The organism is Streptomyces dioscori (assembly GCF_003024195.1).
Lineage (GTDB): Bacteria > Actinomycetota > Actinomycetes > Streptomycetales > Streptomycetaceae > Streptomyces > Streptomyces dioscori.
In genome coordinates this window covers 32,693-57,424 of the sequence record NZ_KZ679044.1, presented here as the reverse complement: position 1 = coordinate 57,424, position 24,732 = coordinate 32,693, and the positions used below count along the sequence as shown (strand labels likewise).

General features: G+C 70.1%; 20 protein-coding genes and 1 tRNA gene. 10 read left to right on the top strand and 11 right to left on the bottom strand.

All coding sequences use genetic code 11. The annotated features are described in order from the left end of the window. Positions 1-85 precede the first annotated feature (85 nt). Positions 86-571: an Lrp/AsnC family transcriptional regulator gene (locus C6Y14_RS18820; RefSeq protein WP_107017894.1), complete on the top strand. Its 486-nt coding sequence runs from the start codon at positions 86-88 to the stop codon at positions 569-571. Between the two features lie 51 nt (positions 572-622). On the opposite strand, the gene C6Y14_RS18815 is transcribed toward C6Y14_RS18820, so the two are convergent. After that, the gene (locus C6Y14_RS18815; RefSeq protein ID WP_107017893.1) at positions 623-1,213 is read right to left on the bottom strand and encodes a TetR/AcrR family transcriptional regulator; all 591 of its coding nucleotides are present in this window, start codon (positions 1,211-1,213) and stop codon (positions 623-625) included. Continuing rightward, positions 1,210-2,724: a 3-hydroxyacyl-CoA dehydrogenase gene (locus tag C6Y14_RS18810; protein ID WP_107017892.1), complete on the bottom strand. Its 1,515-nt coding sequence runs from the start codon at positions 2,722-2,724 to the stop codon at positions 1,210-1,212. Before C6Y14_RS18810 ends, C6Y14_RS18815 begins: the two co-directional genes overlap by 4 nt. Before the next feature lie 178 nt (positions 2,725-2,902). Here C6Y14_RS18810 and paaN point away from each other — a divergent pair, with 178 nt between their 5' ends. Beyond that, the gene (paaN, locus tag C6Y14_RS18805; protein WP_107017891.1) at positions 2,903-4,609 is read left to right on the top strand and encodes a phenylacetic acid degradation protein PaaN; all 1,707 of its coding nucleotides are present in this window, start codon (positions 2,903-2,905) and stop codon (positions 4,607-4,609) included. 161 nt (positions 4,610-4,770) lie between these two features. Here paaN and C6Y14_RS18800 read toward each other — a convergent pair whose 3' ends face one another. The 3 genes from C6Y14_RS18800 to C6Y14_RS18790 form a co-directional block, all read right to left on the bottom strand. Beyond that, a complete protein-coding gene (locus C6Y14_RS18800; RefSeq protein ID WP_107017890.1) occupies positions 4,771-5,520 on the bottom strand; it encodes a TrmH family RNA methyltransferase in 750 nt (249 codons plus the stop codon). Then, positions 5,517-6,869, bottom strand: coding sequence for an HTTM domain-containing protein (locus C6Y14_RS18795; RefSeq protein WP_225891179.1), 1,353 nt, complete (start codon positions 6,867-6,869; stop codon positions 5,517-5,519). The genes C6Y14_RS18800 and C6Y14_RS18795 overlap by 4 nt, the downstream gene beginning before the upstream one ends. Positions 6,870-7,012: 143 nt before the next feature. Next, positions 7,013-7,855: a DUF5819 family protein gene (locus C6Y14_RS18790; protein ID WP_107017888.1), complete on the bottom strand. Its 843-nt coding sequence runs from the start codon at positions 7,853-7,855 to the stop codon at positions 7,013-7,015. 267 nt (positions 7,856-8,122) lie between these two features. Here C6Y14_RS18790 and C6Y14_RS18785 point away from each other — a divergent pair, with 267 nt between their 5' ends. Beyond that, positions 8,123-9,259: an acyl-CoA dehydrogenase family protein gene (locus tag C6Y14_RS18785; RefSeq protein ID WP_107017887.1), complete on the top strand. Its 1,137-nt coding sequence runs from the start codon at positions 8,123-8,125 to the stop codon at positions 9,257-9,259. 66 nt (positions 9,260-9,325) lie between these two features. Here C6Y14_RS18785 and C6Y14_RS18780 read toward each other — a convergent pair whose 3' ends face one another. The 4 genes from C6Y14_RS18780 to C6Y14_RS18765 all read right to left on the bottom strand — a co-directional run bounded on the left by C6Y14_RS18780 (position 9,326) and on the right by C6Y14_RS18765 (position 13,079). Beyond that, positions 9,326-9,655, bottom strand: coding sequence for a rhodanese-like domain-containing protein (locus C6Y14_RS18780; RefSeq protein WP_107017886.1), 330 nt, complete (start codon positions 9,653-9,655; stop codon positions 9,326-9,328). 133 nt (positions 9,656-9,788) lie between these two features. Next, complete coding sequence (locus C6Y14_RS18775; protein WP_107018207.1) at positions 9,789-10,586, bottom strand: J domain-containing protein; 798 nt, start codon at positions 10,584-10,586, stop codon at positions 9,789-9,791. A 500-nt stretch (positions 10,587-11,086) separates the two neighbouring features. After that, positions 11,087-12,526 (bottom strand): DUF2252 domain-containing protein, encoded by a 1,440-nt coding sequence (locus C6Y14_RS18770; RefSeq protein ID WP_225891178.1) that lies wholly within the window; start codon positions 12,524-12,526, stop codon positions 11,087-11,089. A gap of 181 nt (positions 12,527-12,707) precedes the next feature. Then, positions 12,708-13,079, bottom strand: coding sequence for a winged helix-turn-helix transcriptional regulator (locus tag C6Y14_RS18765; RefSeq protein WP_107018206.1), 372 nt, complete (start codon positions 13,077-13,079; stop codon positions 12,708-12,710). Positions 13,080-13,276: 197 nt separating this feature from the next. Between C6Y14_RS18765 and C6Y14_RS18760 the strand changes: the two genes are divergently transcribed. After that, positions 13,277-13,936 carry an FMN-dependent NADH-azoreductase gene (locus tag C6Y14_RS18760; RefSeq protein WP_107017884.1) on the top strand — a complete coding sequence of 220 codons (660 nt, stop codon included), beginning with the start codon at positions 13,277-13,279 and terminating at the stop codon, positions 13,934-13,936. A gap of 75 nt (positions 13,937-14,011) precedes the next feature. Here the strand turns inward: C6Y14_RS18760 and C6Y14_RS18755 are convergent, their stop codons facing one another. Beyond that, positions 14,012-14,689, bottom strand: a complete 678-nt coding sequence (locus C6Y14_RS18755; RefSeq protein ID WP_199854778.1) for an NAD-dependent epimerase/dehydratase family protein — start codon at positions 14,687-14,689, stop codon at positions 14,012-14,014. Between the two features lie 1,149 nt (positions 14,690-15,838). Then, positions 15,839-15,925: transfer RNA gene (locus C6Y14_RS18740), tRNA-Leu, on the bottom strand. A gap of 512 nt (positions 15,926-16,437) precedes the next feature. Here C6Y14_RS18740 and C6Y14_RS18735 point away from each other — a divergent pair. From C6Y14_RS18735 to pknB, 6 genes are all read left to right on the top strand, one after another. Next, positions 16,438-17,295 carry an FhaA domain-containing protein gene (locus C6Y14_RS18735; protein WP_107017883.1) on the top strand — a complete coding sequence of 286 codons (858 nt, stop codon included), beginning with the start codon at positions 16,438-16,440 and terminating at the stop codon, positions 17,293-17,295. 10 nt (positions 17,296-17,305) lie between these two features. Next, positions 17,306-17,830 (top strand): FHA domain-containing protein FhaB/FipA, encoded by a 525-nt coding sequence (locus C6Y14_RS18730; protein ID WP_107017882.1) that lies wholly within the window; start codon positions 17,306-17,308, stop codon positions 17,828-17,830. A gap of 98 nt (positions 17,831-17,928) precedes the next feature. Next, the gene (locus C6Y14_RS18725; RefSeq protein WP_199854791.1) at positions 17,929-19,509 is read left to right on the top strand and encodes a Stp1/IreP family PP2C-type Ser/Thr phosphatase; all 1,581 of its coding nucleotides are present in this window, start codon (positions 17,929-17,931) and stop codon (positions 19,507-19,509) included. Between the two features lie 26 nt (positions 19,510-19,535). Continuing rightward, positions 19,536-20,972, top strand: coding sequence for an FtsW/RodA/SpoVE family cell cycle protein (locus C6Y14_RS18720; RefSeq protein WP_107017880.1), 1,437 nt, complete (start codon positions 19,536-19,538; stop codon positions 20,970-20,972). After that, positions 20,969-22,459 carry a peptidoglycan D,D-transpeptidase FtsI family protein gene (locus C6Y14_RS18715; RefSeq protein ID WP_107017879.1) on the top strand — a complete coding sequence of 497 codons (1,491 nt, stop codon included), beginning with the start codon at positions 20,969-20,971 and terminating at the stop codon, positions 22,457-22,459. The genes C6Y14_RS18720 and C6Y14_RS18715 overlap by 4 nt, the downstream gene beginning before the upstream one ends. A 169-nt stretch (positions 22,460-22,628) precedes the next feature. Further along, positions 22,629-24,623 (top strand): Stk1 family PASTA domain-containing Ser/Thr kinase, encoded by a 1,995-nt coding sequence (gene pknB / locus C6Y14_RS18705; protein WP_107017878.1) that lies wholly within the window; start codon positions 22,629-22,631, stop codon positions 24,621-24,623. Positions 24,624-24,732: the final 109 nt, after the last annotated feature.

Sequence of the window (24,732 nt, the reverse complement as noted above, 5' to 3'; positions counted from 1 at the left end):
GGCTGTGGACAAACGGTTCTGCACAGCCTGAGATGGACGCAGTACGTCCATGGTAGGGAGGCGGGGGGACATGGCACCTGAACAAATGGCCGAGGGACCGGATCCCGGATCGGCCCTGCCGCCGCCGCGCCCGCTCGACTCCATCGATCAGGACATTCTGCAGATGCTCCAGGCGGACGGCCGCGCCTCGATACGGTCGGTCGCCGAGCGGGTCCATGTGTCGCGCGCCAACGCCTACGCGCGGATCAACCGTCTCGTGGAGGACGGCGTGATCCGCGGCTTCGGCGCCCGGGTCGACCACGAGCGCGCGGGACACGGCACCTCGGCCTACATCACGCTGAAGATCGTGCAGAACACCTGGCGCACGGTGCGCGAGCAGCTCAGAAGGCTGCCCGGGGCATCCCACATCGCACTGGTGGGCGGCGACTTCGACGTCCTGCTGCTGGTGCACACGCCGGACAACAGGGCCCTGCGCGAACTGGTCCTCACCCGGCTCCAGGCCATCCCCGAGGTGCTCAGCACCCGGACACTGCTGGTGTTCGAGGAGGAGGACCTGGAACCGCAGGGGTGAGCGGGGTGCGCGGGGCGCGCCGTCCGGCTCGCGCGCCTCGTGCGATCTTGCTCAGCCGGCCTGTCTGAGTCCCCCGAAGACCATCAGCACCACTGCGTCGGCGACCTCGCGCTCGCCCATGCCCCGCCCGTCCGGGCGGTACCACTCGACTATCGAGTTGATCATTCCGAAGACCAGCCGGGTCGCGAGCCGGACCTCCAGGTCGGCGCGTACGTCGCCGTCGGCGGCCGCCGCCTTCAGGAGCGCGGCCACCTCGTGGTCGAACTCCCGGCGCCGCTCCAGGGCCCAGCGCTCGGTGTCGGTGTTGCCGCGCACGCGCAGCAGCAGCGTCACGTACGGCAGTTCGGCGGTGAGGACCTCGACCATGCGCCGGGTGACGTACTCCAGGCGCTCCACGGCACGCCCCTCGCGCGCGTGCTCCTCGTCGAGGATCCCGAAGAGGCCGTCGAGCGCGCGGCTGACGGCCCGGCGCAGCAGCTCCTCCTTGCCCGTGACGTGGTGGTAGATCGACGACTTGGAGATGCCGGCCGCCTTGGAGAGGTGCTCCATGGAGGTGCCGTCGTAACCACGCTCGTTGAAGACCCGCACGGCCACGGAGAGCAGTGTCTCCGGTGTGTACGTGTCGCGCTTGGCGGTGGTCATGGGGTGCCCTCCCGCTTTTCCGAGGCGTACGCGTGGCGGTAGAGCGCGAGGGACGGTGCGTAACGCCCCGACGGGTCGCGCATGTGCAGGTCGTCCAGGACGTCGTAGGCCCAGCTCCGGCCGAGCCTGCGGCTCCATTCGAAGGGGCCGAGCGGGTAGCTGACGCCCTGGCGCATCGCCGTGTCGATGTCCTCCTCGGTGGCGACCCCCTTGGCGACGGCGTCGTGCGCGAGGTCGACGATGCGGGCCACCGTGCGGGCGACGATCAGGCCGGGCACGTCCCCGATGACGCTGACGTCCTTGCCGAGCGCCTGGAAGAGCCCGGTGGCCTCGGCGAGGGTCTGTGTCTGGGTGTCCTGCGAGTGGGACAGGGCGATGCGGGTCGCCCTGCGGTAGTCGAGTGCCAGGTCGAAGTAGACGACGTCACGGAACTCGACGGCGGTCTGGCCGTCCGCCAGGGCCAGTTGGCCGCCGCTCGGCAGGACCAGGCGCGTGCCGTGGTCCTCCTCGTCCTCGCGGACCTGGATGCCCGCCTCACGGATCAGCGCGAGCAGTTCGGAGGCGGGGCCCAGATCGCCCTCGGCGACGACGTACGCGGGCGGCTGGACCTTCTCCGCGGTGTGCGGCTCGGGCCGCTCGCCCTGGTCCCCGTAGTCGTACCAGCCGTGCCCCGTCTTGCGGCCGTGCCGGCCCGACTCGACGAGCCGCCGCTGGGCCAGCGAGGGGGTGAAGCGCACGTCCTGGAAAAAGGCCTCCCACACGGAGCGCGTGACGGACTCGTTGACGTCCTGGCCGATGAGGTCGGTCAGTTCGAAGGCGCCCATCCGGAAACCGCCCGACTCGCGCAGCACCGCGTCGATCGTCGCGGGGTCGGCGGCCTGGGCCTCGTAGACCGCGAAGGCCTCGGCGTAGAAGGGCCGCGCGATGCGGTTGACGATGAAACCCGGGGTGTCGGCGCAGGCGACCGGGGTCTTCCCCCAGGCGCGGGCCAGCTCGTACGCGCGCGTGGCCGACGTGACGTCGGTCGCGAACCCGGAGACGACCTCCACGAGGGGCAGCAGCGGCGCCGGGTTGAAGAAGTGCAGTCCGACGAAGCGGCCGGGGTTGCGCAGGGCGCCGCCGATCGCGGTCACCGACAGGGAGGAGGTGTTGGTGGCGAGCAGGCAGTCGTCCGGGACGATGTCCTCCAGCTCGCGCAACAGCTGCTGTTTGACGTCCAGTCGCTCCAGGACGGCTTCGAGGACGAGCCCCGAGTCGGCGAGTTCGGCGAGGCTCTCGGCGGGGCGCAGCCGGGCCCGTGCGGCGTCGCGCTCGGCACCGGTCAGCCGGTCCTTCTCGACGAGCCGGTCGAGCCGGGCGCCGATCTCTTCGGCCGCCGTCCGGGCACGGCCGGGCGCGGTGTCGTACAGCCGCACGGGGTGGCCCGCGACGAGCGCGACCTGGGCGATGCCCTGGCCCATGGTGCCGGTGCCGACGACGGCCACGGGGCCGACGAGGTCGAGTGCTGTCATGCTCGCGATCCTCCCGCACGGGGTTTTCCACAGGTTCAGCGGACCCCCTTGTCCCGACCGATCGTTCGGTTACTCTAACCCTGTCCGGCTGTTTCTGCCCAGGTCGCCCATGTCATGAGCCGGACTTGCCAGGCCCTGAGCTCGACGAAGAGTTCATGAAACGAGGAGATGGTTCCGCATGGCCGCCGCCGCACTGACCGCTCACGAGCTCATCGCCGAGCACCGGCCGACCCTCGACCAGGCGCTGGAGGCGATGCGCACGCGCGCGTACTGGTCGCCGCACCCCGAACACCCCAAGGCGTACGGGGAGAACGGCAGCCTGGGGATGGCCGAGGGCAAGGCCGCCTTCGACGCCCTGCTGGGCGGCCGGCTCGACCTGGACCAGCCCGGCACCGACGGCTGGGTGGGCGGCGAGGTCTCGCCGTACGGCATCGAGCTGGGCGTCACGTACCCGCACGCGGACATCGACACGCTGCTCCCCGCCATGCGCGCGGGACAGCGTGCCTGGCGCGACGCGGGCGCGGAGACACGCGCGGTGGTGTGTCTGGAGATCCTCAAGCGGATCAGCGACCGCACGCACGAGTTCGCGCTCGCGGTCATGCACACCAGCGGCCAGGCCTTCATGATGGCCTTCCAGGCGGGCGGCCCGCACGCCCAGGACCGCGGCATGGAAGCGGTGGCGTACGCATACGTGGAGCAGGTCCGCACCCCCGACACGGCGGAGTGGACGAAACCCCAGGGCAAGCGCGACCCGCTCGCGCTGACCAAGCAGTTCACGCCGGTGCCGCGCGGGATCGCGCTGCTGATCGGCTGCAACACCTTCCCGACGTGGAACGGCTATCCGGGCCTGTTCGCCTCCCTGGCCACAGGCAACGCGGTGCTGGTGAAGCCCCACCCGCGCGCGGTGCTGCCGCTGGCGCTCACCGTCGAGGTGGCCCGCAAGGTGCTCGCCGAGGCGGGCTTCGACCCGAACCTGGTGGCGCTGGCCGCCGAGCGGCCGGGCGAGGGCATCGCCAAGACCCTGGCCACCCGCCCCGAGATCCGGATCATCGACTACACGGGTTCGACGGCGTTCGGCGACTGGCTGGAGGCCAACGCCCGCCAGGCGCAGGTCTACACGGAGAAGGCCGGCGTCAACACGGTGATCGTGGAGTCGACCGACGACTACAAGGGAATGCTGTCGAACCTCGCGTTCTCCGTGTCCCTCTACAGCGGCCAGATGTGCACGACCCCGCAGAACTTCCTCGTCCCGCGCGCCGGCATCCCTACGGAGGAGGGCCCCAAGTCGTACGACGAGGTGGTCGCCGACCTCGCGAGGGCCGTCGACGGACTCCTCGGGGACGACGTCCGGGCGAACGCCCTGCTGGGCGCGATCGTGAACCCGGATGTGAAGGCCCGCGTCGAGGCGGCGGCCGGCCTGGGCGAAGTCGCCCTCGCCTCAAGGGAGATCACGAACCCCGACTTCCCCGACGCGGTGGTCCGCACGCCGGTGATCGTCAAGCTCGACGGCGGCAAGCCGGACGACCAGGCCGTCTACATGAGCGAGTGCTTCGGTCCGGTCTCGTTCGCCGTCGCGGTCGACTCGGCGGCCGAGGCGGTGGAGCTGCTGCGGCGCACCGTCCGTGAGAAGGGCGCGATGACCGTCGGCGCGTACACGACCTCGGAGGAGGTCGAGGAGGCCGTCCGGGAAGCCTGCCTGGACGAGGCGGCCCAGCTCTCCCTGAACCTCACCGGCGGGGTGTACGTCAACCAGACGGCCGCCTTCTCCGACTTCCACGGCTCAGGCGGCAACCCGGCGGCCAACGCCGCCCTGTGCGACGGAGCGTTCGTGGCGAACCGTTTCAGGGTGGTGGAGATCCGCAGCGAGGTCCGCGCCGAGGCGTAGCCCCCGCAGAAGGGCCCCGTAAGGGGCGCGGGGAACTACGCGAACAACCCCCACCGGGCCCGCAGCCGACGGACGGCCGGTGGGTCGCAGCCCCGCTCATCCAGGGAGGGGCGCGGGGAACTGCGCGGCCAGCCACAGCGGACCCGCAGCCGACCACGCCCCTACGACGCGCTCCAGTGGAACAACGCCATGGCCACGCTGGTGGCGAGGTTGTAACTGGACACCTGCGGGTTCATCGGCAGGGACACCAAGTGGTCGGTGCGGCCCCGCAGTTCGGCCGACAGCCCACTGCGCTCCGACCCGAAGGCGAGAACCGCGTCGTCGGGGAGCTTCACCGCCCGGATGTCCTCACCCTCCGGATCAAGAGCGAACACCGGCCCGGGGGGCAGATCCGCCACGGCCATCCGTTCGACCGCCGTGGCGAAGTGCAACCCCGCCCCACCCCGCACCACCGTGGGATGCCACGGATCGAGCGTGCCGGTCGTGACGACCCCGGTCGCCCCGAACCCGGCCGCGAGCCGGATCACCGCCCCGGCGTTCCCGAGATTGCGCGGCTGGTCGAGCACGATCACGGGCGCGGTACGGGGCGTACGGGCCAGCGTCCGCAGATTGCCCGCACGTGAGGGCCGTACCGCCAGTGCGGCCACCCCGGTGGGATGCGGCCGCGGGACGAGCGCCCGGTAGGCGGTCTCCGGGACCTCCGTCAGGAGGACGTCCAGCGTCCCCCGTACGTCCGGCGCCAGTTCGTCCGCGAGGGCGAGCGCGGCCGTCCGGTCGGTGGTGACGGCCACCAGGACCTCCGCGCCGAAGCGCAGCGCATGCTTGAGGGCGTGGAAGCCGTCGAGCAGCACGGCGGTGTCGGCGAGCCGGTGCCAGGCGTTCAGCGGCTCGCGGTCGCGGGGTTCCGTCATGCCGTGAAGCCTACGTGCGGGTGATCGGCCGCCTCCGGGGGACGCGGTTCCCCCTCACCCGACTCCTCGCTCGTCTCTTCGTCGGCGCCGGATCCCTTGCCCGCCCCCGGGAGCGCCCGCCCGAACCGCCCGAAACGAGAGAGCCGGGAGAGCCGAGGGAGCTGGGAGAGCCGGGAGAGCAGCCACACGCGCGCGCGGGTGACCCATCCGCCGAGGCGGCGCAGGAAGGACGTCGGCAGGAAGACCGCGTCGGCGGCGATCATCGCAAGCGAGAAGAACGGCAGGCCCAGCACCACGGCGATCACGGCGTGCTCGGTCATCATGACCGCCAGCAGGACGTTCTTCACCCGCCGGTTGAACAGCGTGAAGGGGAAGGCGACCTGTGCGATGACCGTCCCGTACGTCACCAGCATCACCATGGTGCCGCTCGCGGACAGCAGGTCGGACAGGGCGGGCCAGGGGGAGAAGTAGTCCAGGTGCAGCGGGTAGTACACGGCCGTGCCGTCCTGCCAGCGCGAGCCCTGGATCTTGTACCAGCCGGCGGTCGCGTAGATCAGACACGCCTCGGCCATGATCACGAACAGGGCCGCGTTGTGGACGAGGTTGGCGACCACGTCGAGGAAGATCCGCGGCTGGTCGCTGCGGGCGGCGTACCGGCCGGTCAGCCACCACAGGGCTTGCAGCGCCCACAGCCCCCAGTAGATCGTCCGCCAGCCGCCCAGCATTCCGCCGTCGATCTTCCCCGCGAGCGTGACGGCCGCCAGGGCGAGGCCGAGCACGGCCCACAGAGCGATACCGGCCCGGTCCGGCCGACTGCCGCTCCGGTCCGGCCGCGGATGCCCTGCCTGCTCCTCTGCCTGCTCGTCATGCCCTGCACGCGCGCGTGGCGCCGCCGCCCGGCGCTCGCGCCGCGCGTCCAGCGACCACACCTGGCCGCAGCGGGTGAACACCAGGTAGATCGCCATCAGGTGGATGACGTTGTCGCCACCGTCCCCCATGAAGATGCTGCGGTTCTGGAGGGAGAGCACCCCGAGCAGGAAGAGCACGGACATGGTGCGGGTGCGCCAGCCGAGCATGAACAGGGCCGCGGAGAGCACGGCGAACCCGAAGACGATCTCGAACCAGACCTGGCTGTCGGCCCACATCAGGGCCGTGAAGGCGTGATTGCTCGCGATGAGCTGCTGGGCCAGGTCCCAGCTCCAGGGTCCGTCGGGCCCGTACATCTCCTGGCGGTGCGGGATCTCCCGCAACAGGAAGAGCAGCCAGGTCCCGGCGAAACCTATGCGGATCACCGCGGTCTGGTACGGCCCCAGGGCCTGCCCGGTGAGACGCGAGACGGCGTGCCTCATCTTCCGGTCGATCCGGTACTCACGGTCGAAACGACTGACCCGTCCGGCCGGCCGCTCACGACCGGGACTGCGCGCCGGCCGGGTTTCCGGGGCAGCGACCGGGGTGCCGGACTGATCGCTCACCGGGGTGCTCCCGTCGTTGCTCATCGGGCGCTCACCGCCCTTTCCGTGGCGTTCACGGGCCGGGTCCCGGCCGCCCGGTCGGTGTCCGACACCGGCCACCACGGCAACTGGCGCAGGACGGGCTTGTCGGACACCTGCTCCTGGCTCCACTCCGGCGGCGGCACATTGGTCGTACGGGACCGGACCTGGACCTGCTGGACGACGGCGCCCGCGCCGCCCGCCCCCTCACGGTCGAGGCGCAGAACCGCGATGCGGCGCAGATAGCGCTCGGAGAGATCGCCGCGCAGACCGTTCGGACGGTTCGCGTTGTCGTGCGTGGCCGCGAAGAAGTCCCAGGCCCGGCGCAGTTCGTTCTGCTGGGTGTGGCTGGGCAGCAGATTGCCGTCGATGGCGCGGCCGTCGAGCGCGGAGAGGTCGTACCAGCGGGTCGTCCTGATCGCGCCGTCCACGCCCTTCACCTCGGCCCGGACCTGGACCGCGATGTTCTGCTGCAGCGGGTTGGGCGCGAAGAGCTTCCAGTTCTGCTCGAACTCCGGGTAGATCCACTCGTCGATCGCCTGCCCGTGCTGCTTGGTGACCGTGTTCGACGGCGCGACGTGCAGGAAGACCATGCCGAGATGCACACAGGCGACCATCGCGACGAGCGCGAACGTGAGGGCCGCGGCGATCTGAAAGGGGAGGGAGAGAGCGGCGATACCCACAGCAGGAGGCCCGGCAGGGGGAGGCTCGACGGGGGCAGGCTCGACAGAGGGAGGCCCGGCAGGGGCAGGCCCGACAGAGGGAGGTCCGGCAGGGGGAGGCCCGGCAGAGGGAGGCCCGCCCGTCGCGGGACGGGCGTCCGCGCCTTCGTCGTACGCATCCATTGCGCCCCGTTTCCCCATGTCTGCCCGATTGCCGCCACCCGTGCCGCGACAGCGACGGCCGCACCGGAACGGTACTCAGCCCCACCCGCACGGCGCAGCCCAGGGGGCACAGCTGAGCGGTGGACACCTTACGGCCCGCTCTCCCTCCGAACCGAAGGCGCGGAACGCTCCGAAGGCACCGAACGCCACCGTTCCCTTTTTGTAGAACCTGTTCTATCTTGACGCTCCGCCGGACCGACGCGTCAGACCGACCGGGAGGACGGGACCGTGGACTTCACCTTCACCGAGGAACAGCAGGCGGCCGTGGAGGCGGCGAAGGCGGTCTTCGCGGGGGTCGCGCCGGACGGCGTACCGAGTCCCGCGCTCGTCGCGGGCCCCGTCGCGGACGACTTCGACCGTGCGCTGTGGGCCCGGCTCGCGGACTCGGACCTGCTGAGCCTGCTGCTCGACGCGCGCCACGGCGGCGCCGGCCTGGACGCCGTCGCCCTGTGCCTGGTGCTGCGGGAGTCGGCGAAGGTACTCGCCAGGGTTCCGCTGCTGGAGAGCACGGCGGCCGCCGTAACCGTACAGACCTACGGCGCCGAGGAGTTGCGGGCCGACCTGCTCGCACGGGCCGGCCGGGGCGAGCTGGTGCTGACGGTCGCCGCGAACGGACGTACCGGGCACGACGGCGCCGAACTCGCCGTCACGGCACGGCAGGAGAACGGCGCGTGGGTGCTGGACGGGCTCCAGACGGCCGTTCCCTGGGCGCAGAACGCCGACTTCGTCCTCGTACCCGCGCTCAGTGCCGGCACGGGCCGCTCCGTGCTCGCCCTCGTGCCCCGCGGTCACCCGGGCGTGACACTCGCCGGGCAGATCTCGACGACGGGCGAGCTGCTCGGCGAACTCCGCCTGGATTCCGTACGGATCCCCGCCCGTGACGTCATCGACGCCGACGGCGCGTGGGAGGGGCTACGGAACCTGCTCGCCACCGGAACGTGCGCCCTGGCCCTCGGTCTGGGCGAGCGGGTCCTCGGCATGACGAGCGAATACACCGGAAAGCGGGAGCAGTTCGGCTTCCCGGTCGCCACGTTCCAGGCCGTGGCCGTGCAGGCCGCCGACCGCTACATCGATCTGCGCGCGATGGAGGCGACCCTCTGGCAGGCCGCGTGGCGGATCAGCTCGGGCGCGGGCGGGGCGCTGCCCGCGTCCGGTGACGTGGCCGTCGCCAAGGTCTGGGCCTCCGAGGGCGTACGCCGGGTCGTGCAGACCGCGCAGCATCTGCACGGGGGCTTCGGCGCGGACACCGACTACTCGCTGCACCGGTATCACGCCTGGGCCAAGCACCTGGAACTGTCGCTCGGCCCGGCGGCGGCACACGAGGAGGCACTGGGCGACCTGCTGGCCACCCACCCCCTGGGGTGAGCGGCCCCCTCGGTTCGAGATCCGACGCCGAGGCCCGACGCCGGGGCCCGAGACTGCCGGAGTCCGTTACAGCACGAACCCCGGCTGTCCCTCCGTGTTCACCACGGGGCGGCCCTTGGCCGCCCAGACCTGCATGCCGCCTGCGACGTTCACCGCGTCGACGCCCTGCTGGTTCAGATACATGGCGACCTGCGCCGACCGGCCGCCGGAACGGCAGATCACGTTGACCCTGCCGTCCTGCGGGGCCGCCTCGGTCAACTCGCCGTAGCGGGCCACGAATTCACTGATGGGGATGTGCAGCGCCCCTTCGGCGTGACCCGCCTGCCACTCGTCGTCCTCCCGGACGTCCAGCAGGAAGTCTCCGTCCGCGAGATCCCCGACCTCGACCGTGGGCACACCAGCTCCGAAACTCATGGCCCGACGCTACCAAGGGGCGCGGCCCCGCTCTTCAGGGGCGCGGGGAACCGCGCGATCAGCCCCCCACCGGTCCGCGGACGGCAGAGCACCCGCCGCCGCGGGAACGGAGTGATCAAGCGCCGCTGCCGAGCAGACCCGCCAGCTCCGCCTCCCGCTCGCTCACCTGCGCGAGCAACTGCTCGGCGATCTCCTCCAGCAGCCGGTCGGGGTCGTCCGGCGCGATCTTGAGCATCCCGCCGATCGCGCTCTCCTCCAGTTCGCGGGCCACGAGCGCGAGCAGTTCCTTGCGCTGAGCGAGCCATTCGAGACGGGCGTAGAGCTCCTCGCTACGGCTCGGCCGCCACTCCTCCGCGACCGGTCCCGCGGCCCACTCCTCGGACAGCTCCCGGAGCAGGACCTCGTCCCCACGGCCGTAGGCCGCGTTGACGCGGGAGATGAACTCGTCGCGCCGCGCGCGCTCCGTGTCGTCCTGCGCCAGGTCGGGGTGTGCCTTGCGGACGAGTTCCCGGTAGAGCTTGCGTGCCTCGTCGCTCGGCCGCACCCGCTGCGGCGGACGCACCGGCTGATCGGTCAGCATGGCCGAGGCCTCCGGGGACAGGCCGTCCGAGTCGAGCCAATCGTGGAACAGCTCCTCTATGCCCGGCATCGGCATGACCCTGGCGCGGGCCTCCTTCGCCTTGCGCACATCCTCCGGGTCACCGGTGCTCGCGGCCCGCGCCTCGGCGATCTGTGCCTCCAGCTCGTCGAGCCGCGAGTACATCGGGCCGAGCCTCTGGTGGTGCAGCCGGGAGAAGTTCTCCACCTCGACCCGGAACGTCTCCACCGCGATCTCGAACTCGATCAACGCCTGCTCGGCCGCCCGCACGGCCCGCTCAAGCCGCTCCTCGGGCCGCTCGCCGCCGTCACTCACAGCACCCCCGACGGGCTCGTCGCCCCCGACGGCACCCGCCGACGCACCGGCGTCGGTACCCGCGTCCGCGTCCGAGACGGCACCTGCCGCGCCGGCCGCCTCGGCGCCGGCCTCACGGTCCTCCGCACGGACCTCGGCGCCGGTATCAGCAGACGACTCACCACCGGCTGCGACAGCCGGCTCGGCGTCCGCACCGGCATCAGCAGATGACTCGCCACCGGCTGCGACAGCCGACTCTGTGCCTGTGTCGGCACCCGTATCGGCACCTCCGCCGGCAGGCGACTCGGCACCCGTTCCGGCGGGGGCCTCATCCGCACCGGCCTCACCGGCACGCGATTCACCGGCGACCGGCTCCGCGGAGGGCTCGGACGGCGGCTCGGACGGGGACTGCTCAGCTTCCGGGGTCGTCACCCGCCCAGCCTAGGCCACAGCTCCACCGGCCACCCGAACCTGCCCCGGCCGGAGCGGGGACGGCCCGCGCAGGAGCGACCGGCGGCCCCTCAGACCCCCAGCTCCCCCGCGATCCGCCCCGAGCGCACGGCCGTCACCAGCTCCGCGTGGTCGGCCTCGGTCCGGTCCGCGTACGCCACCGAGAACGCGGCTATCGCCTCGTCCAGCTCCTCGTTCTTGCCGCAGTAGCCCGAGACCAGCCGCGGATCGGCGCTGTGCGCGTGGGCCCGCGCCAGCAGCGCCCCCGTCATCCGCGCGTAGTCGTCTATCTGGTCCGCGGCCAGCGCCGCGGGGTCCACGCTGCCCTTGCGGTTGCGGAACTGCCGCACCTGGAAGGGGCGTCCGTCGACCGTGGTCCAGCCGAGCAGGTTGTCGCTGACGACCTGCATGCGCTTCTGGCCGAGTACGACCCGGCGACCCTCGTGCTCGGCCTCCGGCAGCGGGAGACCCGCCGTCTTCAGATGCGGTACCAGGACGGACGCGCGGGCCTCCTTCACCTGGAGGACGAGCGGCTCGTCACAGTGGTCCAGCAGCAGCACCACGTACGAACGGGTGCCCACGCTGCCGGTGCCGACCACCCGGAAGGCGACATCGTGCACCGCGTACTGGGCGAGGAGCGGGAGCCGGTCCGGGGAGAGCGTGCCCAGGTACTCCTCCAGCGCCAGCGCCACCGTCGTGGCCTCGGCGTCCGGGACGCGGCGCAGCACCGGCGGGGCGTCGACGAAGTGGCGCCCGCCGCCCTCGACGGCCTCCGTCGACTTGGCCGCGAACCGTCCGCTGGTGTTGGACCGCGCCTTCTCCGAGACCCGCTCAAGGGTGCCGAGCAAGTCGTGCGCGTCCGCGTGGGAGACCAACGCCTCGTCCGCGATGGCGTTCCACGCGTCCAGGGCCGGGAGCTTGGCGAGCAGCCGCATCGTGCGCCGATAGGAACCAGCCGTGAAGTGCGCGGCCTTGCGGCAGGTGTCCTCGTCCGCCCCCGCCTCGCGCGCGGCGAGCACCAGCGAGGTCGCCAGTCGCTTGAGGTCCCACTCCCACGGCCCCCGCACCGTTTCGTCGAAGTCGTTCAGGTCGATGACGAGGCCGCCGCGCGCGTCCCCGTACAGGCCGAAGTTGCCCGCGTGCGCGTCGCCGCAGATCTGGGCGCCGATGCCCGTCACGGGCGTACGCGCCAGGTCGTACGCCATGAGGCCGGCCGAACCGCGCAGGAAGGCGAAGGGTGTGGCCGCCATCCTGCCCACCCGTATCGGTGTGAGCTCGGCTATCCGGCCCCTGCCGGACTCCTCCACGGCCGTCACCGCGTCCGGGCGGTCGCCGTTCGTGTCGAGTGCCGCGTGCGCGCCGCGCGGGACGCGTGCCCTGAGGGCCTTGCCCTCTTTCTTGGCCGAGTCCTCCGCCGGCCACGGCGCGAACCCGCGCACCGCGGGAATCCTCGCCGTCCCGGCCGCTCCGGCTGTCCCATCCGCTCCAGCCGTGCCGGCCGCTCCGGTCACCGCTCCACCGGTCTCACTCACTCGAACCGCCTCCCCCGCACCCGAACATCAACTCGGGACGACCGTACCGCCGGGCGCCGATTCGCGTGAGCCCCTGTGGACAACTCCGCGGCTGTGGAAAACACCCCAGCTCAGCGGGGAGGACGCGCCCCGGACACCGCTCCGCGGCTTCCGGAACTGCTTACTTCCGGAACTGCTCCGCGCAACCGCCGTCCTCGCGCAGGTACTTCTCCGCCCACATGCCCAGTTCCCGGAGCGCGGGCTCCAGCGCGGAACCGGCCTCCGTCAGCCGGTAGGAGACGCGCAGCGGCGGTCCCTCGTCGACCTCGCGCACCACGACGCCGAGGCCCGCCAGCTCGGTGAGCCGGTCGGAGAGCATGCGCTCGCTGATCCCGGGGATGGCCCTGCGCAGGTCCGCGAAGTGCACGGGGGCAGGCATGAGCACGGCCACGATCGGGCCCGTCCAGCGCTTTCCGATCACCTGGAAGACACGGGTGATGCCGTCGTCGACCCGCCTGCACGACGCAGCGTCGTGGTTTTCCTGGACCGCCATGCCTTCAGGGTACTTGCCGTCCCGCACGGGGATGAAAAAAAGTAAGCTCCTGTGTTATTCATAGTTACGAACGAAAAAGCGCAGCCGTGGGTGGACCCCGACCCGGCTCACCCACGACGACAGCGCCCTCTTCGCCACGACCTCTTTCGACCACTTCCGATCGAACGCTTCCGACGCACACCCCAATGGAGAACCCCATGGCCACCCTGCTGCACGTGGACTCGTCCGTCCTTCCCGGTTCCGCCTCGGCGTCCCGCTCCGTCACGGACGCCTTCCGCAAGGCCTGGGAGGAGCAGCACCCGGAGGGCACCGTGATCTACCGCGACCTCTCCGCGAACCCGGTCCCGCACATCACCGCCGACGCCCACAGCGCCGTCTTCGCCGACCCGTCGGAGCACACCCCGGAGCAGGCCGCGGCCTTCGCCGCGCGCCTGGAGTTCATCGAGGAACTGGAGCAGGCGGACGCCGTCCTGATCGGCGCGCCCATGTACAACTTCTCGATCCCGTCGACCCTGAAGGCCTGGCTGGACAACGTGATCGTCGTCGGCCGCACCGCGGGCGACACCCAGTCCGCCAAGGGCACCCCGGTCACCATCGTGGCCAGCCGCGGCGGCGCCTACGGTCCCGGCACGCCCCGCGAGGGCTACGAGTACGTACAGAACTACCTGGGGGCCGTCCTCAAGGACATGCTCGGCCTGGACGTCGAGTTCATCGTCCCGGAGCTCACGATGGCCCCCCACATGCCGGCGCTCGCCGACCTGGTCCCGCTCTTCGAGGCGTCCCGCGACAAGGCCCTTGAGGACGCGGCCGCCAAGGGACGGACCCTCGCCGAGCAGCTCGCCCCGAAGGCCGCCTGACGCCTGGCGGCACCCAGGACACGACCGCACATCACCACATGGACCCGCGCCCCGCCGCTACGGACGGGGCGCGCGTCACGCCCCCGCGAGCCTGTTGATCTCCTCGGTCTCCAGCACCCGGACCCCGGACTCGCCGCGCGCCACGGCGACCATCGCCAGGCCCACCTGCTCCGTAGTGGTGATCGAGCGGGGCGCGAGCTTCCGCAGGAGGGGCAGCAGACGCCCGGTCGCCGCGTAGACCGCACGGTAGAGCCGCGTCTTGGACGTGATCCCGTGCAGCGGCTGGATGAGCCCCGGCCGGAACATGTACGCGTCCACTCCGTCCAGCGCGAGCAGCGCGTTCTCCGTCTCCCCCTTGACCCGCGCCCACATCACCCGCCCGCGCGCGGAGCTGTCAGTCCCCTGCCCGGACACGTAACAGAAGGCCAGTCCCGGACTCGCCGCGGCCAGGGCGCGCGCCACGGAGAGCGTGAGGTCGTACGTGACCTCGCGGTACGCGGCCTCCTTCATACCCGCGGAGGAGACTCCAAGGCAGAAGAAACAGGCGTCGTACCCGGAGAGTTCGCCCTCAAGGCCGTCGGGATCAGCGAGATCGGTGAGGTCGGCCCGTACGACCTCCCGCAGTTTCGGATGCGTGACGCCGACCGCCGTGCGGCCGACCACCAGCACGCTCTCGACCGCCGCGTCCCGGAGACACTCCCGCAGAACTCCGCGCCCGACCATCCCGGTCGCCCCGAAGAGGATCACCTTCACAGAGCCCCACTCCCACCACGTAGTCCGGACAGGCACCCTAGGCCCTCCGGAGCGTGAGATACGTCACCGCCGAACCTCCGCGCGCGGACCGTGGATCGGCCGCCGCGCGCGTGGGTCGTGCGTCAACTGCGGTCGCCCTGTGGCCGGTCGCGCCGTTCCCCGCGCCCCTCAAGGACGCGGGGATCCCTTATTGCCCCTCTCCGTCCAGCGCCGACAGGCCCATCGGGCGAGCGCCCCCACAAGAAGGGAGACGACGATCGCCCCCCAGTCGATGACGTGCGGAAGCCCGGGAAAGAAGGCGAAGAAGGCGAGAGCCGCGACGAGCCCCGCCAAGAAGGCGGCAATCCCGACCGACCGTCGCCGCGACTTCTCGGACTGCTCGCGCTCTCGCCCGCGCTCTTGCTGTTGATCAATCAAGAACAGCTCACTTCGTAATGTGCCGACACCGACTCACTGGCCGCACCCGGTGACGTAAAGGTGCGCACACGCCTTTCCATAACGAGGCGCTGTCCGGGGGGAGTTGTCATGCGACTGATCGACCTTGCACTCGGGGCGCGTCTGCCCCGGGACGTCCGGCTGATCTCGCTGGTGCTTCATCGTCATGCCACCGACGTCGTACTCAAACGCCGCGCTCAAAGGTCCGCACCGGTGTCGACCCGACCGCCCCGGCCCACGCCGTCGCAGGACTCGTCAGTACGAGAGCGCAGGCGGCAGCGGCGGCGATGGTGAGTCTGGGTCGAAGAAGCGCGGCCATGAACAATCCCTTCCGGCGGAGAATCTCTTCCGACCGGAATGAACTGCGTCGCGTCGATCATGTTTCTGGATGATGGGACGGTTCACCGACTTGAGCGATCACGTGGTATTCCGCTGACAAGCTGAGTCGTTTCTCCGATCAGCAGCCCGTTGAACCGCCATCCGGTCCCTCCGGACGGACCCCGGCTTCCGGCCCTCTTCCCTCGTCTCTTCCAACGCCCCCGCATCCACCGCCCCGAAAACACACAGGGCCCCAGCCGTGAGATACCTCACCGCCAGGGCCGTACCGTGCCGTGCCGTGTCACCGGTCAAGGTGGAGCCCGACCGTGTGGACGACGGGAGAACGAGAGACGGGTCCCCGTCAGAACTTTCGTTCTGACGGGGACCCGTCTCTGCTGGTGCGCGAGGGGGGAGTTGAACCCCCACGCCCTTTCGGGCACTGGAACCTGAATCCAGCGCGTCTGCCTATTCCGCCACCCGCGCATTGGGTGTGTCGTCCGTGTCCCACCTGGTGGGTGAGCGCCTTCCGACATGCAGAAGATTAGCACGGTGGTCGGGGTGGATTCACATCCGTTTCCGAGGGGGGCGGGAGGCCCGAAGGACGCCTCCGGCCCGGCGGCCGGCCTCCGCGTCACCCCGTCGTCACCAGCAGGACCGACTCCCGTGGCGCCCCGGATCCCACCGGCCCCGGCCGCCACGTATCAAGCGGAACCGGTTCACGTATCAACCTCGTACCGGTCCCGGCCATCTCCCCGTCAGGGGGCCGGGGTCCACTGCCGCGTGCGGGACACTGTGGTGAGGCCGCCTCTACGATCCTCCCCATACGCAGTGCCTCGGGGGAGTTCGAAGAGGGACTTCGGCGGGAACAGCGGGAGGGGACTTCAGTGGGCGTCGACATCCGTCGACCGGGCCGACAGGGGGAACCAGCCGATTTCCCGGCGCGTGGATACGATCAGTAAGCAGTACCAGGGCGACGACACAGGAGGAGGTGCCCCATGGGAGTCCTGAAGAAGTTCGAGCAACGCCTCGAAGGTCTGGTCAACGGCACCTTCGCCAAGGTGTTCAAGTCCGAGGTCCAGCCGGTGGAGATCGCTGGAGCGCTCCAGCGCGAGTGCGACAACAACGCCACCATCTGGAACCGGGACCGCACCGTGGTCCCCAACGACTTCATCGTGGAGCTGAGCACGCCGGACTTCGAGCGTCTCAGCCCCTACTCGGGCCAGCTCGGCGACGAGCTGGCCGGCATGGTGCGCGACTACGCCAAGCAGCAGCGTTACACGTTCATGGGCACCATCAAGGTCCACCTGGAGAAGGCGGACGACCTCGACACGGGCCTGTACCGGGTCCGCAGCCGTACGCTCGCCTCCTCCGCCAACCAGCAGGGCGCTCCCGAGCGCGCCCCCGCGGGCCCGCCCCCGGCGGCCGCCCGCGGCCAGGCAGGCGGCCAGCCCGGTGGCTACGGCTATCCGCCCGCGGCCGCCCCGCCCATGCCCGCCGGACCGCCGCCCGGCGGACGTCCGGGCGCCGCACCCGCGGGCCAGCGGCCCGCCGCGGCCCCGCAGCCGGGTGGACGTACGCGGCACTGGATCGAGGTCAACGGCACCCGCCATCAGATCTCCCGCCCGACGCTCGTGCTGGGCCGCAGCACCGAAGCCGACGTGCGGATCGACGACCCCGGCGTCTCGCGCCGGCACTGTGAGATCCGGACCGGAACGCCCTCGACCGTCCAGGATCTTGGGTCCACCAACGGCATCGTGGTGGACGGACAGCACACCACCCGCGCTACGCTCCGCGACGGCTCGCGGATCGTCGTGGGCAGCACCACCATCATTTACCGGCAAGCCGAAGGGTGAAGCGGGGGCAATGTCAGAGCTGACCCTCACGGTCATGCGGCTGGGTTTCCTGGCCGTACTGTGGCTGTTCGTGATCGTGGCCGTGCAGGTCATCCGCAGCGACCTGTTCGGAACGCGTGTCACACAGCGCGGGTCGCGACGGGAAGCCCAGAGGCCACAGCAGGCCGCTGCGCGCCAGAGCGCACCGCCACCGCAGCGACAGCAGGCGGCGCCCAGTGGCGGCGGCCGTCAGCGCCGCGGCGCTCCCACCAAGCTGGTCGTCTCGGAGGGCATCCTCACGGGCACGACCGTTGCCCTTCAGGGACAGACCATCACGCTGGGCCGCGCACACGACAGCACCATCGTGCTGGACGACGACTACGCATCCAGCAGGCATGCCAGGATCTACCCGGACCGTGACGGCCAGTGGATCGTCGAGGATCTCGGGTCCACCAACGGCACGTATCTCGACCGGACCCGATTGACGACTCCCACGCCTGTTCCGCTGGGCGCGCCGATCCGCATCGGCAAGACCGTCATCGAGCTTCGGAAGTAGTGCCACGTCATGAATGAGCGCGAGCGGAGCGAGCGGGCAGCGGCGGTCCCCACGACGGACCCCGGCGCGCTCCCGACCGGAGGGTGGGCACCGTGCGGATGTACCCGGAGCCGACGGGCGAGGTGCGCATGAGTCTGTCACTGCGCTTCGCCGCCGGATCGCACAAAGGCATGATCCGAGAGGGCAACGAGGACTCCGGTTACGCCGGACCGCGGCTGCTCGCGATCGCGGACGGGATGGGCGGCCAGGCCGCCGGTGAGGTGGCCTCGTCCGAGGTGATCTCCACGATCGTCGCGCTCGACGACGACGTGCCCGGTTCCGACATCCTCACCTCGCTCGGCACGGCCGTGCAGCGCGCCAACGACCAGCTCAGGATGATGGTCGAGGAGGACCCCCAGCTCGAAGGCATGGGGACGACCCTCACCGCCCTCCTGTGGACCGGTCAGCGGCTCGGCCTCGTGCACGTCGGCGACTCCCGCGCGTACCTGCTGCGGGACGGCGTGCTCACGCAGATCACGCAGGACCACACGTGGGTGCAGCGTCTCGTCGACGAGGGCCGCATCACGGAGGAAGAGGCCACCACCCACCCGCAGAGGTCGCTCCTCATGCGCGCGCTGGGCAGCGGCGACCACGTCGAGCCCGATCTCTCCATCCGTGAGGTCCGCGCCGGCGACCGGTACCTGATCTGCTCCGACGGGCTCTCGGGCGTCGTCTCCCATCAGACGATGGAGGACACCCTCGCCAGCTACCAGGGCCCCCAGGAGACCGTTCAGCAGCTGATCGAGCTCGCGCTGCGCGGCGGCGGCCCGGACAACATCACCGTGATCGTGGCCGACGTCCTCGACATCGACGGCGGGGACACCCTCGCGGGGCAGCTCTCCGACACCCCGGTCGTCGTGGGCGCGGTCGCCGAGAACCAGCACCAGCTGCACGACAACGGCGCCATGCAGACGCCCGCGGGCCGCGCCTCCAACCTCGGCCGGCAGGTCCCCGGACAGGGCGGCGGTGGCGAGTTCGGCCCGCCCGGAAGCGGCGACACCACCGGTTACGTACCCACCGGAGGGTTCGGCGACTACTCCGACGAGGACTTCGTCAAGCCGCGCTCCGGCCGGAAGTGGCTGAAGAGATCCTTCTACATCGTGCTCGCGCTCGGCGTCATCGGCGGCGGGCTGTACGGCGGCTACCGCTGGACGCAGACGCAGTACTACGTGGGCGCCAACGACGAACACGTCGCGCTGTACCGCGGCATCAGCCAGGACCTCGCCTGGGTCTCGCTCTCGAAGGTGGAGAAGGACCACCCCGAGATCGAACTCAAGTACCTGCCGCCGTACCAGCAGAAGCAGGTCAAGGCGACGATCACCGAGGGCGGTCTGAACGACGCCCGGTCGAAGATCGACGAGCTGCAGACGCAGGCGTCCGCGTGCAAGAAGGACGCCGACCGCCGCAAGGCCGAGAGCGAGCAGAACGCGAAGACCGGCGAGGGCGAGGCCGGCGGGGTCACGGGAACCACTCGGACCTCCGTCGCGTCCAAGGCCACACCGACGCCGACGGCACCCCCCTCGGGGGAGCAGTCGGCGACGCCCGACCCGTCCAAGTCCACGACCGCACCCACTCCGACACCCGGCCCCAGCCTCTCCGACGAAGAGCAGAAGCTGGTCTCGCTGTGCGGTAAGCAGTAAGCAGCCGTGAGGGGCCCTGTCACACGATGAGCAGTACTTCCAACACGTCGACGCACCACACGTCCACGATCGGCTCGATCGGCACACCGAGCCGGCGCAACACCGAGCTCGCGCTGCTGGTGTTCGCCGTGCTCATCCCGGTGTTCGCCTACGCCAACGTCGGACTGGCCATCAATGACTCGGTGCCGCCGGGCCTGCTGAGCTACGGGCTCGGCCTCGGTCTGCTCGCCGCGGTCGGCCATGTCGTCGTACGAAAGTTCGCGCCGTACGCGGACCCGCTGCTGCTGCCGCTGGCGACGCTGCTGAACGGCATCGGTCTGGTCGCCATCTGGCGCCTGGACCAGTCCAAGCGGCTGCAGGCCGTCAGTACGTTCGTCGAGGCCGCCCCCCGCCAGCTGCTGTACTCCGCGCTGGGCGTGGGCCTGTTCGTGGTGGTGCTGGTCTTCCTCAAGGACCACCGCGTCCTGCAGCGCTACACCTACATCTCCATGGTCGGCGCGCTGATCCTGCTGCTCCTGCCGCTGGTCCCGGGCCTCGGCCTGAACGTCTTCGGCGCCAGGATCTGGATCTCGATCGCCGGATTCACCATCCAGCCCGGTGAGTTCGCGAAGATCGTCCTCGCGATCTTCTTCGCCGGATACCTCATGGTGAAGCGCGACGCGCTCGCCCTGGCCAGCCGCCGCTTCATGGGCATCTACCTGCCGCGCGGACGCGACCTGGGCCCGATCATCGTCGTCTGGATCATCTCCATCCTGATCCTGGTCTTCGAGACCGACCTCGGTACCTCGCTGCTCTTCTTCGGCATGTTCGTGATCATGCTGTACGTCGCCACCGAGCGGACCAGCTGGATCGTGTTCGGCATGCTGATGTCCGCGGCGGGCGCCGTCGGCGTGGCCTCCTTCGAGTCGCACGTCCAGCAGCGCGTCCAGGCCTGGCTCGACCCGATGCACGAGTACGAGCTGAGCCAGCAGGGCGTCATCGGCCACACCGAGCAGTCCATGCAGGCCCTGTGGGCCTTCGGCTCCGGCGGCACCCTCGGTACCGGTCTCGGCCAGGGCAACTCCGACCTCATCGGCTTCGCCGCCAACTCCGACTTCATCCTCGCCACCTTCGGCGAGGAGCTGGGCCTGGCCGGCGTCATGGCGATCCTGCTCATGTACGGCCTGATCGTGGAGCGCGGTGTACGCACCGCCCTCGCCGCCCGCGACCCCTTCGGCAAGCTGCTCGCCATCGGCCTCTCGGGCGCCTTCGCCCTCCAGGTCTTCGTGGTCGCCGGCGGCGTCATGGGCCTGATCCCGCTGACCGGTATGACGATGCCGTTCCTGGCGTACGGAGGTTCGTCCGTCATCGCCAACTGGGCCCTCATCGGCATCCTGATCCGCATCAGCGACACCGCCCGCCGGCCCGCGCCGGCCCCCGCACCCAACCCCGACGCCGAGATGACCCAGGTGGTCCGACCGTGAACAAGCCCCTGCGCCGGATCGCGATCTTCTGCGGGCTCCTCGTCCTCGCGCTGCTCATCCGCGACAACTGGATCCAGTACGTCCAGGCGGACTCGCTGAAGGACGACACGAAGAACCGCCGTGTCGCCATCGCGCGCTACGCCACACCGCGCGGCGACATCATCGTCGACGGCGAACCGATCACCGGGTCCGCCAAGACGAACGGCGACGACTTCAACGACTTCGAGTACAAGCGCACCTACAAGGACGGCGCGATGTGGGCCCCCGTCACGGGCTACGCCTCGCAGGCCTTCGGTGCCACGCAGCTGGAGAGCATCGAGGACGGCATCCTCACCGGCAACGACGACCGGCTCTTCTTCCGCCGCACGCTCGACATGATCACCGGCAAGAAGCAGGAGGGCGGCAATGTCGTCACCACGCTCAACGCCGCCGCGCAGAAAGCCGCGTACAAGGGGCTGCTGAAGCAGGGCAAGGGCGCCGTCGCCGCGATCGACCCGGAGACCGGCGCGATCCTGGCACTGGCCTCCACCCCCTCGTACGACCCCTCGACGTTCGCCGGGAACTCCACCAAGGTCGACGGCAACGCCTGGAACAAGCTCCAGAAGAAGAACAACAAGGACGACCCGATGCAGAACCGGGCGCTGCGCGAGATCTACCCCCCCGGGTCGACCTTCAAGGTCGTCACGGCCGCGGCGGCACTGGAGCACGGCATCGTCGACAGCGCGGATGAGAAAACCGACTCGCCTCTTCCGTACACCCTGCCGGACACCACCACCGAGCTGAAGAACGAGGGGAACATCCCCTGCAAGAACGCGACGCTGCGCGAGGCGCTGCGCGTGTCCTGCAACACCGTCTTCGGCAAGCTCGGCGTCGACGTCGGCAAGGAGGACATGTTGGAGACGGCGAAGAAGTTCGGCTTCAACGAGGAGCAGTTCGTACCGATCCGCTCCAGCGCCTCCAACTTCCCCGAGAAGATGGACCGGCCGCAGACCGCGCTCAGCTCGATCGGTCAGTTCGAGACCGCCACGACTCCGCTGCAGATGGCGATGGTCGCCTCGGCCGTCGCCAACGACGGCACGCTCATGAAGCCCTACATGGTCGACAAGCTCCAGGCGCCGAGCCTCGACGTCATCGAGCAGACCGACCCGGAGAAGATGAGCGAGCCGCTCTCCGAGAAGAACGCCCAGATCCTTCAGTCGATCATGGAGACGGTCGTCGAGAAGGGCACCGGCACCAACGCCCAGATCAACGAGAGCGGCGTCACGGTCGGCGGCAAGACCGGTACCGCCCAGCGCGGTGTCGACAACAGCGAGAACCCGTACGCCTGGTTCATCTCGTACGCGAAGCTCGACGACGGCAGCTCTCCGGTCGCCGTCGCCGTGGTGGTCGAGGACGAGAGCGCCAACCGTGACGACATCTCCGGCGGTGGTCTCGCCGCTCCGATCGCGAGGGACGTGATGAAGGCAGTCATCGACAGCAAGAAGTGACCCCGCTCACGTCCCCTTCACATCGGTGCACGTTGCGATACCGGTCCTGTATCGGGTGACGGTTGTGGCCAGGTCAGTCAAGGCGGTCCGGGTACGGTATGCCCGGACAGCACACCGCCGGACCACACGTGGTGTGGTCGGGACCGTCGGAAAAGGCTGGTAGGTAGCTATGGAAGAGCCGCGTCGCCTCGGCGGCCGGTACGAGCTGGGCCACGTGCTCGGCCGTGGTGGCATGGCGGAGGTACACCTCGCCCATGACACCCGGCTCGGCCGCACGGTAGCGGTGAAGACGCTGCGAGCGGACCTCGCGCGCGACCCGTCGTTCCAGGCCCGGTTCCGCCGGGAGGCCCAGTCGGCCGCCTCGCTCAACCATCCCGCGATCGTCGCCGTGTACGACACGGGTGAGGACTACATCGAGGGCATCTCCATCCCGTACATCGTGATGGAGTACGTCGACGGGTCCACGCTGCGCGAACTGCTGCACTCCGGGCGGAAGCTGCTGCCCGAGCGCACCCTGGAGATGACCATCGGCATCCTCCAGGCCCTTGAGTACTCGCACCGCGCCGGCATCGTGCACCGCGACATCAAGCCCGCGAACGTCATGCTGACGCGCAACGGCCAGGTCAAGGTCATGGACTTCGGCATCGCCCGCGCGATGGGCGACTCCGGTATGACGATGACGCAGACCGCGGCGGTCATAGGGACCGCGCAGTACCTCTCGCCGGAGCAGGCCAAGGGCGAGCCGGTCGACGCCCGCTCCGACCTGTACTCGGCGGGCTGTCTGCTGTACGAGCTCCTGACGGTGCGCCCGCCGTTCATCGGGGACTCCCCGGTGGCGGTCGCGTACCAGCACGTGCGCGAGGAACCGCAGGCACCGAGCGTCTTCGACCCCGAGATCACGCCCGAGATGGACGCCATCGTCCTGAAGGCGCTGACCAAGGACCCGGACTACCGGTACCAGTCCGCCGACGAGATGCGCATGGACATCGAGGCCTGCCTCGACGGCCAGCCGGTCGCGGCCACCGCCGCCATGGGCTCGGTCGGCTACGGCGGCTACCCGGACGACCAGCCGACCACCGCCCTGCGCTCCTCGGACGGCCAGCACACCACGATGCTGCCCCCGCAGAACCCGGACGACGGGGCCTTCGGCTACGACGACCGGGCCGGCCGGCGCCGCCAGCAGAAGAAGAGCAACACCTCGACGATCCTCCTGGTCGTCGCCGGTGTGCTCGTGCTGATCGGCGCGATCCTCATCGGCAAGTGGGCGTTCACCGGGGACGGGGGCGGCGGGAACAACACGTTCGACGCACCCAACTTCGTGAACCGGACCGAGGCCGACGCGAAACAGCAGGCGCTCAACCGTGAGCTCGAACTCACGATCAACCGGAAGCCGTGCGAGAACACGGTCAAGGGGAGCGTCTGCGACCAGAGCCCGGTCGCGAAGACCCAGGTCAAGAAGGGCGACACGATCACCCTGACGGTGTCGACGGGGGCGCCGAAGGTGGCGGTTCCCAACGTCATCGACGACTCGGTGGACGCCGCGACCAAGAAGCTTGAGGGCGAGAAGTACGAGTTCGAGGTCAAGACGGAGAGCAAGGAGTCCAGCGAGGACCCCGGCACCGTCCTCGACCAGGACCCGTCCTCGGGCGAAGAGGTCGAGAAGGGTTCCACAATCACGCTCACCGTCGCCAAGGAGAAGGAACAGTCCACCGTTCCCGACGTCGGCGGCCAGAGCTGTGACCAGGCCAAGGCCCAGATGGAGCAGAACGATCTGACGGGTACCTGCACCGAGGTGGAGACCGACGACGACAACCTGGTCGGCAAGGTCATCACGACCTCGCCGCAGGCCGGCTCGCCGGCCGACCCGGGGTCGACGGTCACCATCCAGATCGGCAAGAAGAAGCAGGAAGAGGAGCCGCAGAAGTTCGCCATGCCGAAGGTGACCCAGATGACCCTCGGGCAGGCCAAGCAGGTCCTCGCGCAGAGTCAGCTCCAGGTCGGCAACATCCAGGGATCGCAGGACGACAACGCGATCGTCCTGGCCAGCGACCCGGGGCAGGGCAACGAGGTGAAGGCCGGCGACAAGGTCAACCTCGTCACGGTCGACGCCGGCGGGAACAACGGCGGCAACGGCGGCGGCTTCCTGGGAGGCGGCTCGGGCTGACGCCCGGCAAGGCGACCGCCTGACGTACGACGAAGCCCCGACCCCTGTGAGTGAGGGGGTCGGGGCTTCGTCGTACGGAAGGTACGGGCTCGTACGGGAGGTAGGGCTC

Excerpts from the sequence above, each read along its gene's own strand:
- C6Y14_RS18820 (WP_107017894.1), top strand. The coding sequence starts at position 86 with ATGGCCGAGGGACCGGATCCCGGATCGGCCCTGCCGCCGCCGCGCCCG.
- C6Y14_RS18815 (WP_107017893.1), bottom strand. The coding sequence starts at position 1,213 with ATGACCACCGCCAAGCGCGACACGTACACACCGGAGACACTGCTCTCC.
- C6Y14_RS18810 (WP_107017892.1), bottom strand. The coding sequence starts at position 2,724 with ATGACAGCACTCGACCTCGTCGGCCCCGTGGCCGTCGTCGGCACCGGC.
- paaN (WP_107017891.1), top strand. The coding sequence starts at position 2,903 with ATGGCCGCCGCCGCACTGACCGCTCACGAGCTCATCGCCGAGCACCGG.
- C6Y14_RS18800 (WP_107017890.1), bottom strand. The coding sequence starts at position 5,520 with ATGACGGAACCCCGCGACCGCGAGCCGCTGAACGCCTGGCACCGGCTC.
- C6Y14_RS18795 (WP_225891179.1), bottom strand. The coding sequence starts at position 6,869 with ATGAGGCACGCCGTCTCGCGTCTCACCGGGCAGGCCCTGGGGCCGTAC.
- C6Y14_RS18790 (WP_107017888.1), bottom strand. The coding sequence starts at position 7,855 with ATGGATGCGTACGACGAAGGCGCGGACGCCCGTCCCGCGACGGGCGGG.
- C6Y14_RS18765 (WP_107018206.1), bottom strand. The coding sequence starts at position 13,079 with ATGGCGGTCCAGGAAAACCACGACGCTGCGTCGTGCAGGCGGGTCGAC.
- C6Y14_RS18760 (WP_107017884.1), top strand. The coding sequence starts at position 13,277 with ATGGCCACCCTGCTGCACGTGGACTCGTCCGTCCTTCCCGGTTCCGCC.
- C6Y14_RS18735 (WP_107017883.1), top strand. The coding sequence starts at position 16,438 with ATGGGAGTCCTGAAGAAGTTCGAGCAACGCCTCGAAGGTCTGGTCAAC.
- C6Y14_RS18730 (WP_107017882.1), top strand. The coding sequence starts at position 17,306 with ATGTCAGAGCTGACCCTCACGGTCATGCGGCTGGGTTTCCTGGCCGTA.
- C6Y14_RS18725 (WP_199854791.1), top strand. The coding sequence starts at position 17,929 with ATGTACCCGGAGCCGACGGGCGAGGTGCGCATGAGTCTGTCACTGCGC.
- C6Y14_RS18720 (WP_107017880.1), top strand. The coding sequence starts at position 19,536 with ATGAGCAGTACTTCCAACACGTCGACGCACCACACGTCCACGATCGGC.
- pknB (WP_107017878.1), top strand. The coding sequence starts at position 22,629 with ATGGAAGAGCCGCGTCGCCTCGGCGGCCGGTACGAGCTGGGCCACGTG.